The organism is Lancefieldella parvula DNF00906, from assembly GCF_000758945.1.
GTDB lineage: Bacteria > Actinomycetota > Coriobacteriia > Coriobacteriales > Atopobiaceae > Lancefieldella > Lancefieldella parvula_C.
In genome coordinates, this window is record NZ_JRND01000017.1 from 76,437 (window position 1) to 90,936 (window position 14,500).

The window sequence follows — 14,500 nt, forward strand, 5'->3', positions numbered from 1 at the left end:
GCTCAAACTCTTAGCGCTTCTCGGGCTTGAGCTGTGGGAAGAGAAGGACGTCGCGGATTGAAGGCTGATCGCAGAAAAGCATAATCATGCGGTCGATGCCATAGCCGATGCCACCCGCTGGTGGCATGCCGTACTCAAGTGCGCGGATGAAGTCGTAATCGTACTCCATAGCCTCCTCGTCACCCTGACGCTTAGCCTCCATCTGGGCAGCAAAGCGCTCCTCCTGGTCAACGGGGTCGTTAAGCTCGGAGTATGCGTTTGCGTACTCTGCACCGCAGATAATGAGCTCAAAGCGGTCGGTCAGGCGAGGATCGTCTGCTTTACGCTTGGTAAGCGGAGAAACCTCTGCAGGATAATCGCAGACAAAGGTTGGGTTTACGATGCTCTTCTCGCCAAGCTCATCGTAGATCTCAAACAACAGCTTGCCGGCCTGCCACTCTGGGTCCCACTCAATCTCATAGCGGTCCAGGACTGCACGGAGTTTCTCGACAGGGGTGTCAATGGAGAGCTCCTCGCCGGTGACCTCGGACGCAATCTCTGCCAGCGACGCAACGCGCCAGTTGCCGGAGAGGTCAACCTCGGTGCCCTGATAAGTGATGACCTCGTGGCCCTCCTCGCAGCCGCAAGCCTTGCGGGCAATCTCCTGGAAGAGGTTCTGGGAAAGCTCGCGCATGCCGGCCAGGTCAGAGTAGGCGGCGTATGCCTCCATAGAGGTGAACTCTGGGTTGTGCGTGAGGTCGGTGCCCTCATTTCTGAACTGACGACCAAGCTCGTAAACGCGCTCAAGACCGCCAACAAGCAGGCGCTTCAGCGGAAGCTCGGTTGCAATACGCAGGTAGTTCTCGGTGTTCAGAGCGTTGTAGTGCGTGATGAACGGCTTTGCGTTTGCGCCGCCAAGAATCTCCTGAAGAACAGGGGTCTCAACCTCCATGTAACCGTCTGCCTCCATGAACTGGCGGATAATGGAGATGATCTGGGAACGCTTGCGGAATACATCGCGGACCTCAGGGTTCATGATGAGGTCAACGTAGCGCTGGCGATAACGAACCTCGCGGTCGGTGAGGCCGTGGAACTTTTCAGGCAGAGGACGCAGCGACTTGGAGAGAACCTCCAGCGAGGTGACTGCCAGGGAAAGCTGGCCGCGGCGAGTGCGCATGATAGCGCCGGTTGCGCCAATGATGTCGCCAAGGTCGAGAAGACCCAGGAGCTCCCAGTTCTTCTCGTCAAGGTTGTTGATGCGGCAGAAAAGCTGAATCTGACCGGTGTAGTCCTCTACCACGACAAACGCAATCTTGCCCTGGTTGCGGATGGCGCGGACGCGGCCAGCCACGGAATAGACTTCCTCGCCAGTCTGGCCGTCCTCGAGGTCAGCATAACGCTCCTCCAGCTCAGCGACGTGAGCGGTGACGGTGGACTTGATTGGGTATGGATCAACGCCGGCATCAAGCAGTGCCTGGCGACGGACGCGGCGCTGGGCGCGCTCGTCGTTGATGGAAGCCTCTGAGGTGGCCTCGATTACGTCGACGTTCTCAGCGGCGGTTGCGTCAGCGGCGGCCGAGCTACCAGCGATGTTGTTCTCTACTTCGGACATGTATCCTCCACGTAAAAACGCCCCGCGCCAGACGGACACGGGGCGACCAAAATCTTTTGTGCCAGTCTAGCGAGTAATAGAGGTAATGGTGTACTTCTTCACCTTGCCGTTTGGCGTGGTGAACTCAACCTCGTCACCCTTCTTATGACCAATAAGAGCCTCGCCAGCTGGGGACTCGTTAGAGATCTTGTGCTCAAGGGAGTTAGTCTCAGTAGTACCAACAATTACATATTTAGTTGTCTTGCCTTTTGCATCAGCAAGCTCGACGGTTGTGCCGATTGCAACGGTGACGTTGCGCTTGCTGCCGCCCTCGACAACCTTTGCGACAGAGAGAATCTGGCGAATCTCGTTGATGCGGGACTCGTTGTGAGACTGCTCTTCTTTTGCAGCGTCATACTCGGAGTTCTCAGAAAGGTCACCAAAACCACGAGCCTCTTTGATGCGCTCAACAATCTCGTCGTGTTTCTCGCCCTCACGATAAGCCAGCTCATCGACAAGCTTCTGACGGCCTTCTGGGGTAAGTACAATCTCTTTAGTAGTGTCCATCGTGTTCTTTCTGTTGATGGGTCAAGTAGGTCTATACGTGTGAGATGGGGTTACTCAGCCTTTTTGGACTCTTCGTCCTCAACGAGCTCAGCCTCTGGCTCCTTGGCTTCTTCCTTGGTCTCAGACTCCATGCCCTCACGAACGCTCTTGACGGTCTCGCCGACAGCCTTGCCGAGCTTTGGAAGGTTCTTAGGTCCAAAGAGAACCATGACGATAACAACAATAATCAGAAGCTCAGGAATACCAAGTCCTAAAATCATATAAACCCCCAGAAAATCTTTTCCTGTAAAAGCGTTCAGAAAAAACGCCGTATCGGCTAGTATAACCGAGGGAAACCTTACTAACAAGGAATTAACATGGTCTTACATGATTTTTGGACATTTTTTATCTGGTCGACCGTAGCGGGTCTTGCCGTTATTGGCATTTACCAGCTATTTCTGTTAATTCTGCGTGCTCGAGGCGTTTTTGTGACGCGTACCAAATTTGGCCTCACGATGATCTTTGACTCCGAGGACGCCGACGGTACGCCCATTAGGCTGCTCAACGTTAATGGCACCTTCCAGTCTGTGAGCTACATTGCACCTGAGCTGCGCTTTGAGCTCTGTGTTCACTATCACCGCATGATGGCGAAGGTCATCCAGCAGGTGGCCCCGCAGGGTCGCGTTGTGATTCTGGGCGGAGGAGGTTTCTCGCTGCCAAAGTACCTGGCTACACACATGAGCGGCAGCGTTATTGACGCGATTGAGATTGATCCGAAGATTGTCTCGCTTGCGCGCGAACATTTCTTTTTAGACGAGGCTCTAGCTGCGGCTTCAAGTGAGCTACGTATTGTCGAGGACGACGCCTGGAAGGTTCTGCAGGATGCAGATGCTAGCAGCATTGACGTGCTGGTAAACGAAGTGTTTGCTGGTCGGAAGTCGCTTGGACCCCTGGGAACTCCAGCCGGCGCACAAGTGGTTAAAGAAAAACTTGCAGATGGCGGTGTATATCTGGCTGATGTTCGCTGTCCGCTCGAAGGCCACGGGTCTACGCTACTTCCCCAGGTGGCAAACGTCTTTGCGCAGGAGTTTGCGCATATCGCTTACGTGCCCGAGTGGCCTGATACTCCTAAAACACCAGGTAACAACCTCTTAATTGCAACCGACGCGGATATTGCGCTTCCTGAAGGTGCTGTTGTAATGAAATAATGTCGACTGAGGGCCGACCACTATCCAATTGACCGAGCAACATCCAATCACCCAAGAAAATTGCATATTCCATCTTGTTTATGCGGATTTTTGTATCAATAATTTGACTCACCAAAATTCGACCCCTCTTTTGGGTAAAAAATCCGTTTAGTTGGAGGTCAAATCGCAATCACGAAAATTCCTAACTTACGTTTGCGCAGGTGGCAAAAAGTGTCCAGATTTTGCTATTTTTATCCGTAACAAAACCGCAGGTAAATGGCTTGCATAAAAACCAGTCGCTACTGCATATTCCAACTAAACGCATTTTTTACCACTTGCATGACAAGCGCTCAGCAAAACCGCAGTTGGTATTAATTCTGTCTTACATTTCTCCGTTAAAACGATTCTTTCAAAAGAATTTGAAAACACGACCTTGGGATTTGAAAACATCACCTTGTCAGTTTAACCAAATTTATATATGCACTGGTGAACATATATGTTTAGCAAGAAAATTTTTCCAAAAAAGAAGGAGATTTCTTCTAATTCTCGTAAATACGTAACAGAATATGGGTATTGTTATCGCAGATAGAAAACATATTCTATCTGTGCCAAGTACGGCGACTATTAAAGCTGATGCACTAAGGAGGCATCATGAAGACGGGTTTTGAACTACTGAATGATCCATTTTTGAACAAGGGAACCGCTTTTACGCAGGAGGAGCGTCAGAAGTATGACTTAGTAGGACTTCTACCTCCAAATATCCAGACCATCGAGGAGCAAGCTGAACAGGCATACGTGCTTTTCCAGCAGTATCCTGACCTCGAGACAAAGCGTCACTATCTCATGAGGCTTTTCTCCGAGAACCGCACGCTGTTCTACAACCTGTTCTCCAAGCATGTTGAAGAGTTCATGCCTATCGTCTACGACCCAACTATTGCTCCAGATATTGAGCAGTACTCCCAGCGCTATGTCGATCCGCAGTATGCATGCTTCCTGTCAGTCGATCGTCCTGAAGACCTTGAAACCTCGCTGAAGAACGCAGCCGCAGGTAGAGACATCGACCTGATTGTCGTCACCGACGCAGAAGCAATCTTGGGTATTGGCGACTGGGGAACCAACGGCGTCGAAATTTCCGTTGGTAAACTTATGGTTTACACCGCCGCAGCTGGTGTTGACCCTAATCGCATTATGCCTGTTGTTATTGATGCTGGCACCAACCGCCAGGAACTCCTTGATGACCCACTGTACCTGGGCGAGCGCCACAAGCGCGTTGACGAGGACCGCTACAACGCCTACATCGACAACTTTGTCACTACCGTTGAGAATCTCTTCCCTAATCTCTATCTGCACTTCGAGGACTTCGGCCGCGAGCACGCTGCAGCAATCCTGGACCGCTACAAGAACACCTACCCTGTCTTCAACGACGACGTCGAGGGCACTGGTATTGTTACCCTTGCAGGCATCCTCGGTGGCCTCAACATTTCTGGCGAGAAACTCGTCGACCAGGTATATCTCTGCTTTGGTGCAGGAACTGCTGGTTGCGGCATCGCTGATCGTGTGCTGCAGGAATTTGTGGACCAGGGAATGGACCGTGAAGAGGCTCGAAAGCGCTTCTACCTGGTAGATCGTCAGGGCTTGCTCTTCGACGATATGGACAACCTCACTCCACAGCAGAAGCCATTTGCTCGCAAGCGTTCTGAGTTCGCAAACGCTGATGAACTCACCACCCTCGCAGCCGTTGTAAAGACGGTCCACCCAACAATCATGGTTGGCACCTCTACCGTTCACGGCGCCTTCACCGAGGAGATCATTCGCGAGATGGCAGCTCATTGCGAGCGCCCCATGGTCTTCCCTCTATCCAACCCAACTAAGCTTGCCGAGGCAACCGCCCAGGACCTGCTGACCTGGACTGATGGCCGTGCACTTGTAGCCTGCGGCGTCCCATCCGATGACGTGGAGCTTGGCGGCGTAACCTACCAGATTGGCCAGGCCAACAACGCTCTGATTTATCCAGGTCTTGGACTGGGAACCCTCGCCGCAAAGGCTCGCCTACTCACAGACCAAATGATTTCACTTGCAGCTCACTCACTTGGTGGAATTGTTGATACCACAAAACCTGGTGCTGCAATTCTTCCTCCAGTCTCAAAGATTACCGAGTTCTCCGAGCGTATTGCCGTCGGCGTTGCAGAAGAAGCAATCAAGCAGGGTCTGAACCGCGAGCCAATTGCCGATGCAAAAGAGGCAGTTGACGCCCTTAAGTGGTTCCCTGTCTACAAAGAGTTAGAGGCATAAAATGTCTGTCTTTTTGACATCGCTACAAAATGTATTGCCCATCATTTTGATTATTGTGCTGGGTTATGTGCTTCGTAAGATTAACTGGCTCAACGAGACATTCGCTGGTCAAGCATCAAAACTCATTATGAACGTAGCACTCCCAGCATCCATTTTTGTAGCAGTTCTTAAGAACTTATCTCTCAATCAGCTGCTCCAGCTTGGTCCCTCGGTGCTTATTGCAGCGATTAGCTTTACTTTGTCATATGCTGCAGGATTTTTGGTTATCAACGTTTTCCGCGTCCAACCAGGTCGCCGAGGCTTGATGCTCAATACCTTTGCAAATGCCAACACTATCTTCATTGGTATGCCGCTTAATCTTGCGCTCTTTGGCGAGCATGCCGTACCGTACTTCTTGGTGTACTACATCATGAACACTATTTCTACCTGGGCAATTGGAATCTTCTTCATTTACGGTGATCCAATGCCAACAGAAAATGATGGCGAGAAAAACAACGCAGCTGAACACAAATTCAATATCAGCAAGTTGTTACCACCACCATTGCTTGGTTTCTTGGTAGCCCTCGTTTTTCTCGTGTTCAACATCCCTGTTCCAGCAGTTGTAAACACTGGTCTTACGTATTTAGGCAACCTAGTAACGCCACTTTCACTGATTTACATTGGCATTATTTTGCAGGAGACGGGACTCTCGAGCATTCGAATTGACCGTGACACGGCAATTGCGCTTATTGGTAAATTTGTTATTGCCCCGCTTGTTATGGTTGGCGTAATCATGGCGTTTACCGGCGTGTTTGGTACACAGAACGTACTTGAAACTAGAACGTTTATCATCCAGGCCGCAGTTCCAGCGCTAACCGTTCTGCCAATTCTGGCAAACGAGGGTAAGGCTGACGTCAAATTTGCAACTAACGTTGTTGCAACTTCAACGGTGCTTTTTGCGATTGTCATCCCGATAGTAATGACTATCATCGGCTAATTTACGTTACCAACCAGCACCCCTACGCACTACAAAGCCTCTTCTCAAAGGCGAGAAGAGGCTTTTTTCTTGTGAGTTTTGCGACAATCATTTTACGGGCCTGCCGAGGTTCCACTGCCCCAGCAGCATCTAGTCCAACAGCACACCTTCGACCGCGGGGGCGGAGCCGTCGAGGACGTTGCACTTTTGGATCTGGTGGACAAACCAAGTGCGGAATGCCTTTTGGTCAACGCCAACGCATACAGTTGCATTGGGTTTCTCGCCAAGGTATCCGGCCAGGTCAACGACGGTGCAGCCAGCGGTTAAGCCTCCAGCGCACTCGACGTCCACAAACACGTCTTTGGTCTCGAACATCTGAGGTGCCAGCAGATAAGCCACGGCCGTTGGGTCGTACATGCTGAAGCCCTCCTCCTGGTAGTGAACGCGGTAGTTGAGCAGCAGCTTGACCAGCATGTCGCCGCTCTTGCCGGAGTTCTGGATGCTCTCGATGTCCTCGGGCATGACGCGAGCAGCGTCGCCCACCTCAAGGCCAACCATGGCCACGTGAACGCCGGATGCGAAGACAATTTTTGCTGCCTCGGGGTCAACGCCCACGTTAAACTCGGACATGACGCCAAGGTTTCCACGGGTCAGAGCGCCGCCCATCATAACAATGCGCTCGATATGCTCTTTGACCTGTGGATAAGCTTTCAGCAGCAGTGCGATGTTTGTCAGAGGACCAAGCGTCACCAGCGTGGTTTTCTCGCCAGCCGAAGCACCTTCCATAATGACGCGACGCTGTGCTTCAAGTGCAGTTTCTTCGAGCAGACAGTCCGGTTGAATGCCGTCAAATTCGTAGCCCCTCATGCCCGAAGCGCCGTGGACGTCGCTTGCGTCCATCGGTTTTCTGAGCAGTGGCTCGGCAGCACCACGCGCAACAGGCACGTGCTGATTCCAGAATTTGAGCAGTTTAAGAGCGTTATTGGTGACGTTATCGATGCCAACATTTCCGCTGACGGTAGTAATAAGCTTGATATCCAGCGCCTTTGCGGCCAGGGCAAAACCCAGCGCAATGGCGTCGTCAATGCCGGGATCTGTGTCAATGATGACGCGCGTCTTAGTTGAAAGCATTGTCATGAGTCTCCTTTGTGCGTTTGAGCTGCGTGTACGTTACGTTTGAACTGCGTGTAGACTGCGTTTGAACTTGGTTGGAGCCATTTAAACTGCGTGTAAACTGCGAATTATGACGCAACAATCACTGCAATTCTACCCTAAAACTCAACTACCTGCTGATACGTTGGAATTGACTGCTGAGCACCAACCTTGGTAGTGGCGAGCGCCGCAGCCTTTGCAGCCACATCAAGCGTCTGCTTGATATCGTACCCCTCTAGCTGCCCCGATGCCTGGAATGCAGCAAGCGTACCCATAAACGTGTCGCCCGCACAGGTAGTGTCCACGGTGTCCACGCGGTAGCATTCCTGCTGGTAGACGCCGTGTGCGTCAGCAGCAATCGAGCCCTTGGACCCCAGCGTCAACACCGCAGTTGCCACGCCACTTGCAAGCACCTTCTGCACCGCAGCCTCGGGATCTGCCAGCGGGCTGATCTTGCCCTCGCCAAACAAGTCTGCAAACTCAATCTCGTTCAGGCAAAGCACGTCCACGCTGGCGAGAAGACCGGTGGTCATGGTAGCCGATGGCGATGGGTTCACCATCGTATAGAGTCCCAGCTCATGTGCGTATCTGATAAGCTCAAACGTGGTCGACAACTCGCACTCGAACTGCGTCAAAAACACATCACCTGGCTTCGCAATGCCATCAAGCACTGCTTTTACGTCATCTACTGTGCGTGCGTGATTAGCTCCGTGGTCCAAAATGATGCGGTTATCGCCGCCAACGCGCACGATCACAGCAACACCAGTGGAGACTCCAGACAGCTCATCTACCTGCTCTGCATTGACTCCGTAGCCAATAAGCGACTGCTTGAGATCTTGTCCGAACGAGTCAGCGCCAACCGCGCCAATCATGTGAACATCCGCACCCATTTGAGCTGCAGCAACAGCCTGATTAGCGCCCTTTCCACCTGGGCTGGTAACAAGGTTTTTGCCACCAATAGTCTCGCCTTGCTGAGGCATCTTATCCGCCTCGATGGATATATCCATGTTCAGGCTTCCAAATACAATCACTTTGCCCATGTGAGGTCCCTTCCTTGCAAGAGTGCAGCGCTCGACGTTGCCAGTCAACAGTTCGGTTCGGCACTCACCGCGATGTAAAACGCACTTCTCGACGTTGCAGCCCGACGTTCTTCTCGACAGTATGTATTAAATAAATGTCCTGTTTATAGGGTATATAGTAATTACTTGACCAATCTCGTCAACCCAACTACTCTTAGAGTGCTTGAGGACGGACATTCATTTTTTAAGTGACGTTGCTCTTGCAAAACACCTAATTTTAAGGAGGTGCTTTATATGCCTGGTCGAAGTAGCGGCTTACGTATGACAGCCGACGATGATTCTGTTCATGTGCGTATGGGATATAAAGGAACCTCCCATAAAAAGTTTTAGATTTGATTTCAACTGAATTGAAACTGCAAGAACTCTTATTGGCTTATACATTTACAGATTTACCTGCTCGTTTGTAACTATTTCGATTCTGTAGATATATGAACCTATGCCCCGGTTTCAGACCATTCTGTTTCAAATCTCGCACATAACAGAACGCTTTCAGCTTGTGTCATACACCAACCAGTTAGTCATTCGTTTTCACTAATCATCGGAGGTGCACATGGCAATCATGAAGCGCACAACTCAAACAAAGACAGCCCAAACAAAGACAGCTCAGACCACCTCGGGAGAACTTGGACAGTCCTTGACCTTTGCCGCAACTCATTCGGTAAAGAGCGTCTGTAGAAAGTTCCATACCACCCCGGACGGCCTTGCCATTGACATTGCGCAGGCAAAATACGACCTCGACGGCCCAAACGTTATCACCAGTGCCGCCGAAGAGCCCTTTATCATCCGCCTGCTCAAAAGCTTTGCGAGCCCCTTCACCTTCATTTTGATTGCGCTCGCAGGCATTTCTTACGTCACTAACGTGGCCCTTGCCGCAGATGGCGAGAAGGACCCATCAACCGTCGTCATCATCACCGCAATGGTGCTTATCTCCGGCATTATCGACTTTGTCCAGAGCTCCAAGGGAGCATCGGCAGCGGCCGCGCTCTCCAAAATGGTAACCTCCACCACAAGAGTTATCCGCCGTCCTATCGACTTTGATGACACGTGCACTGAGCAGGGCGTTTGCCAGGGCTCAGATGACGCCGCAAATGCCGCCATGGACTTCGAGGATGAATACGCCGCAGATGAAGCTGCCGACTACGCCGAAGACACCGCCGACGAGACCGAAGCTCCTGAAGAGCCCAAGCTTGCTTCTGCTCTGGGAGAAGAGATCCCCTTTGAACAGGTAGTTGTTGGCGATATCATCCGCCTAGCCTCGGGAGACATGATTCCTGCAGACTGCCGCGTTCTGGACGCCAAGGACCTCTTTGTCAACGAGACCGCGCTCACTGGAGAATCAGAGTCCGTCGAGAAAACTGCTGGTGTCGTGCACGCTCGCCGTCGCGCGGATGGTACACGCTATCCCCTCTCGCTCTCTGAGTGCACAAACCTGCTGTTTGCCGGTACTACCGTTCAGTCGGGAAGTGCCACGGTAGTGGTAATTACAACAGGCAATAAAACCTACGTAGGCACTATGTCCGAGCTGCTTCAGCAGCCTTCTGGCGAGACCAGCTTTGACGAGGGTCTCAAATCCGTCTCTAAAGTACTTGTCTCGTTCATGCTAATCATGTGCCCTATTGTGTTCTTTGCAAACGGTTTCCTTAAGGGTGACTGGTTTGACGCGCTGCTCTTCAGCGTTTCCGTTGCCGTTGGCATTACCCCTCAGATGTTGCCTGTTATTGTAACCACTTGCCTTTCTCGCGGTGGAACACAGATGGCCAAGCAGGACGTTATTGTCAAGAATCCGGCGGCAATCCAGAACCTGGGCGCTATGGACATCCTGTGCACCGACAAGACCGGTACCATCACCGCAGACGAGGTTGTGCTTGAGCGCCACCTCAACATTCTGGGCGAAGAGGATCCTCGCGTGCTCCGCCATGCGTACCTGAACAGCTATTTCCAGACGGGCCTTCGAAACCTCATTGACAAGGCAATTATCAAGACTTCAAACGATGAGCTGCCCACTAACCTGCTGAGCATTGAGTATGAAAAAATCGACGAGGTTCCATTTGACTTTGAGCGTCGCCGCATGAGCGTTGTAGTGAGAAATACAAAAACTAACAAAACGCATATGATCACCAAGGGCGCCGTTGAAGAAGTCCTCAACGCATGCTCCTTTGTTGACCTGGACTCTGAAATCAAACCGCTGACTCCCGCTCAGCGCAAGAACGTTATGGACCGCGTCTACCAGCTCAATCAGGAAGGCATGCGCGTAGTTGGCGTTGCTCAGAAGAGTGACCCTCGTGGCGTCGGCGAGTTTGGTGTAGACGATGAGCGCGACATGGTGCTCATTGGCTACCTGGCCTTTTTGGACCCACCAAAAGAAAGCGCTCGTGAGGCAATTGCCAAGCTCAACCAGAGAGGCGTGCAGGTCAAGGTACTTACCGGCGATAACGAAGGAGTTGCTGCCGCCGTCTGCAAGAAAGTGGGCATCCACGTTGACGAGCTTTTGCTTGGTAGCGACGTAGAAAACCTTAACGATGAGCAGCTCAAAGAGCGTGTCGAGAAGACCCAGCTCTTTGCAAAGCTTTCCCCTATGCAAAAGGCTCGTGTTGTCTCTGCACTCAGGTCCAACAACCACGTGGTCGGCTTCATGGGCGACGGCATCAACGATGCTGCTGCAATGCGCTCCTCCGACGTAGGAATCTCCGTTGACACCGCTGTTGACGTGGCAAAAGAGTCCGCTGACATCATTTTGCTGCAGAAGGATCTGCTGGTACTTGAGCACGGCGTTGAAGAGGGTCGCAGAACCTACGGCAACACCATCAAGTACATCAAGGCAACCGCAAGCTCCAACTTTGGTAACGTGCTATCCGTTTTGGTGGCCAGCTTCTTTCTGCCGTTCTTGCCAATGAGCGCGCTTCAGCTGCTCCTCTTGGGTCTTGCGTACACCGTTACCTGCATCGCGATTCCTTGGGACAACGTTGACGATTCGTTCCTCTCAAGCCCTCGCTCTTGGGATGCACATTCAATTACAAACTTTATGCTTTGGATTGGACCTATCAGTTCAATCTTTGATGTGCTGACCTTTGCCCTCATGTTCTTTGTAGTCTCTCCCGCGCTTGCCGGAGGAACCTGGGCAGAACTTGCTGCAACTGGAAACACCGCTGCTCAAGCACTCTTTATTCTATCTTTCCAAACAGGTTGGTTCATCGAATCCATGTGGACCCAGACCTTTGTTCTCCACGCGCTCAGAACCAATAAGATTCCGTTTATTCAGAGCATGCCATCGGCATCGCTGCTTGCTCTAACCACCGCGGGAATCATTGTGGTCAGTGCTCTTCCGTATCTGTCGGTGTTCGCCCAACCCTTGAGTCTTGTTGCTCTACCTTTATCATTCTTTGGATGGTTAGTGGCGCTTATGAGCGGGTATATGGTTCTTATCACCATAATCAAGAGCCTCTACGTTAAGCGATTTGGCTCGCTGCTTTAACCTTGCTCCAGGAAGGACCACGATGGACGTAAAAGAAGCTATGGACCAGCGCATATCTCTGCGCGCGTACGACCAAAAGCCTATTGAGCAAGAGAAACTTTCTCAGCTCCAGGAAGCCATTGACGTCGCAAATGCCCAGATGGCAGAGGTAGCGCCTGATCACCCCGCAATCCTTACCATCGAGGGCCCTCACCTTGAGGATGGCACTTCCGTTCACATGAAGAACAGGTCTATTGTCGGTCCCATTTACCACTACGTAGCAGGTTATTGTGAAGACGCAATTGCTCGTGAACTCATCGGCTACTATGGCGAGAAGATCGTTCTTCTCGCCACCCAGCTGGGCATTGGTTCATGCTGGATTGCCGAGACCATGGACTGGAAGACCCTGGCTCGCGACGAGTACAACGGCCTTAAGCTGGGCATTATTATTTCTATCGGATACGCTCCGGAGAAGATTCCACTCAAGCAGGAGGGCATTCGTACCGCAATTCGTCTGCGCACCAAAAAGCCTGCGCAGATTATGACGGCAAACGGTACTCCAACTGAGCCGGAGCAGATGCCCGAGTGGTTTAATCGCGGCATTGATGCGGTTTTGGCATGTCCAACCGCCATTAACAAGCTGCCAGTTGTATTTGACCTGACAGATGGCGTGGTAAGCGCGTCTATGCCTAACCAGCGCCACCTCATCCAAGACTATGACCTGGGTATCTCCAAGCTGCACTTTGAGCTTGCTGCCGACCTCAAAGGTACGTGGGAGCTTGGACAGCCTGGTCGCTTTATCGTTTCCGAGTAGCCTTCCGCGCGTAGCATCTCCCAGCAGCGCCCCCAGCTCACAGCCGTCCAACAGCGCTGCTTTGCAGCTCAACACCGTCCAGCAGCTCACCTCCAGCTCATCGACGCACCACCAACAAGAAAGGACCTCACATGGCCTGTTCCGCACAGCACGTTGCAAACAAAGTTCTTTCGTCCTACCAGTGGAGACTTGCAACCAAGAAGTTCGACCCAACCAAAAACGTCTCTGACGAGGACCTTGAGGTGATCCTTGAGGCTGGTCGTCTGGCACCAAGTTCCTACGGTTTGGAGCCTTGGCGCTTCCTGGTTGTTAATCTGCGAGAGGATCAGGCTTCTGAGCAGTCACTTCGCCTTAAAGAGAAACTTTACGAACCATGCTATGGTGCTCGCGCATCCCTTAACGGCGCTCACTACCTGGTTATTCTTCTTGCTCGCAAGAACGTCAATGCAGAGTCTGCTTACGTCAAGCACATGATGCACGACATCAAGCAGCTTCCTGCAGACTTTGAACCAACTTATGCCGCTGCTTTCAAGAACTTCCAGGAGAACATGTTTGACCTGGTAGGTAACGAACGCGCCACCTTTGACTGGGCTTGCAAGCAGACCTACATTGCGCTTTCAAACATGCTTACCATGGCCGCTATGATTGGTGTCGATAGCTGCCCAATCGAGGGCTTTAACCGCGAAGCTGTCGATAAGATCTTGGAAGAAGAGGGTCTTCTTGACGGCGGCCAGTACAACGACTTTGGCGTTTCCTGCATGCTTAGCCTGGGCTATCGTGATATGGATCCTGTCCAGAAGCGTCGCCAGCCAGCCGAGGATGTTATCGTCAAACTGTAAAGCGTTGTTACACTAACTTTTGAGCTGCCTCCTATTTCCCAACACCAAGGAAATAGGAGGCAGTTTGTTTAGCAGGCAATTCTTTGCTGAGAGAGAAAGTCTTTGCTTTGTAAGAGCTTATTGCTCATGCGAAACTCGGTCACACACAGCTTGATCGCACACCATTTTGTCGCCAACTGGTCTTTTGTGGCGCGAAGTAGCTTATTCTGATTCAAAAATAGTTTATTTCGGTGCGAAGTGGTAAAAAATGCGTTTAGTTGGAAAATACAGGATTGGCTAATTTCTATGCAAGCGATTTACCAGCGCTTTTTATTGGACGAATTTTTCGTACACATTCACATTATTTCTGAACTGCTCAAACGCAAATGCCAAAATGACAAAACTAAAAAATTATCCCCAACTAAACGGGTTTTTTACCCAAAACAGCACCCTCTGAATGACATATCAATTTCTTGATTAGTTTTTGTGCATATTAAGCGGTCTTTATGCACGCGAGGTACATTCGTACATTTTGAGCGCCCTGTAAGCCTCGCTCGCTCAGTACGCCTCGCGCGATCCGGCGCACCAAACACGCCGCGTAACTACGACGCGTATGGTGCGCTCGCGTGATCAGCC

The 14,500-nt window shown here is 51.5% G+C and carries 11 protein-coding genes; 6 read left to right on the forward strand and 5 right to left on the reverse strand.

What is annotated here, in order from left to right:
* Window positions 1–10 precede the first annotated feature (10 nt).
* The 3 genes from lysS to tatA all read right to left on the reverse strand — a co-directional run bounded on the left by lysS (window position 11) and on the right by tatA (window position 2,397).
* The gene (gene lysS, locus HMPREF1647_RS03525) at window positions 11–1,591 is read right to left on the reverse strand and encodes a lysine--tRNA ligase (RefSeq protein ID WP_187468912.1); all 1,581 of its coding nucleotides are present in this window, start codon (window positions 1,589–1,591) and stop codon (window positions 11–13) included.
* Window positions 1,592–1,657: 66 nt separating this feature from the next.
* On the reverse strand, window positions 1,658–2,137 hold the full coding sequence (greA, locus tag HMPREF1647_RS03530; RefSeq protein WP_035426995.1) for a transcription elongation factor GreA: 480 nt from the start codon (window positions 2,135–2,137) through the stop codon (window positions 1,658–1,660).
* 50 nt (window positions 2,138–2,187) lie between these two features.
* Complete coding sequence (gene tatA / locus HMPREF1647_RS03535) at window positions 2,188–2,397, reverse strand: twin-arginine translocase TatA/TatE family subunit (protein ID WP_035426996.1); 210 nt, start codon at window positions 2,395–2,397, stop codon at window positions 2,188–2,190.
* 96 nt (window positions 2,398–2,493) lie between these two features.
* Here tatA and HMPREF1647_RS03540 point away from each other — a divergent pair, with 96 nt between their 5' ends.
* The 3 genes from HMPREF1647_RS03540 (at window position 2,494) to HMPREF1647_RS03550 (ending at window position 6,571) form a co-directional block, all read left to right on the forward strand.
* Window positions 2,494–3,324, forward strand: a complete 831-nt coding sequence (locus HMPREF1647_RS03540) for a spermidine synthase (protein WP_035432086.1) — start codon at window positions 2,494–2,496, stop codon at window positions 3,322–3,324.
* A gap of 630 nt (window positions 3,325–3,954) precedes the next feature.
* Complete coding sequence (locus HMPREF1647_RS03545) at window positions 3,955–5,595, forward strand: malolactic enzyme (protein ID WP_035432088.1); 1,641 nt, start codon at window positions 3,955–3,957, stop codon at window positions 5,593–5,595.
* A 1-nt stretch (window position 5,596) separates the two neighbouring features.
* Entirely contained in the window at window positions 5,597–6,571 is a 975-nt protein-coding gene (locus HMPREF1647_RS03550) for an AEC family transporter (protein ID WP_035432090.1), read from the forward strand.
* Between the two features lie 129 nt (window positions 6,572–6,700).
* On the opposite strand, the gene rihC is transcribed toward HMPREF1647_RS03550, so the two are convergent.
* Both rihC and HMPREF1647_RS03560 read right to left on the reverse strand, forming a co-directional pair.
* Window positions 6,701–7,687 carry a ribonucleoside hydrolase RihC gene (gene rihC, locus HMPREF1647_RS03555; protein WP_035432093.1) on the reverse strand — a complete coding sequence of 329 codons (987 nt, stop codon included), beginning with the start codon at window positions 7,685–7,687 and terminating at the stop codon, window positions 6,701–6,703.
* A 134-nt stretch (window positions 7,688–7,821) separates the two neighbouring features.
* Window positions 7,822–8,742 (reverse strand): ribokinase, encoded by a 921-nt coding sequence (locus tag HMPREF1647_RS03560; RefSeq protein WP_035432095.1) that lies wholly within the window; start codon window positions 8,740–8,742, stop codon window positions 7,822–7,824.
* Window positions 8,743–9,331: 589 nt separating this feature from the next.
* On the opposite strand from HMPREF1647_RS03560, the gene mgtA reads away from it, so the two are divergent.
* The 3 genes from mgtA to HMPREF1647_RS03575 all read left to right on the forward strand — a co-directional run bounded on the left by mgtA (window position 9,332) and on the right by HMPREF1647_RS03575 (window position 13,885).
* Entirely contained in the window at window positions 9,332–12,253 is a 2,922-nt protein-coding gene (gene mgtA / locus HMPREF1647_RS03565; RefSeq protein ID WP_035432097.1) for a magnesium-translocating P-type ATPase, read from the forward strand.
* 22 nt (window positions 12,254–12,275) lie between these two features.
* Complete coding sequence (locus HMPREF1647_RS03570) at window positions 12,276–13,046, forward strand: nitroreductase family protein (RefSeq protein WP_035432099.1); 771 nt, start codon at window positions 12,276–12,278, stop codon at window positions 13,044–13,046.
* Between the two features lie 131 nt (window positions 13,047–13,177).
* Complete coding sequence (locus tag HMPREF1647_RS03575) at window positions 13,178–13,885, forward strand: NAD(P)H-dependent oxidoreductase (protein ID WP_035432101.1); 708 nt, start codon at window positions 13,178–13,180, stop codon at window positions 13,883–13,885.
* Window positions 13,886–14,500 lie beyond the last annotated feature (615 nt).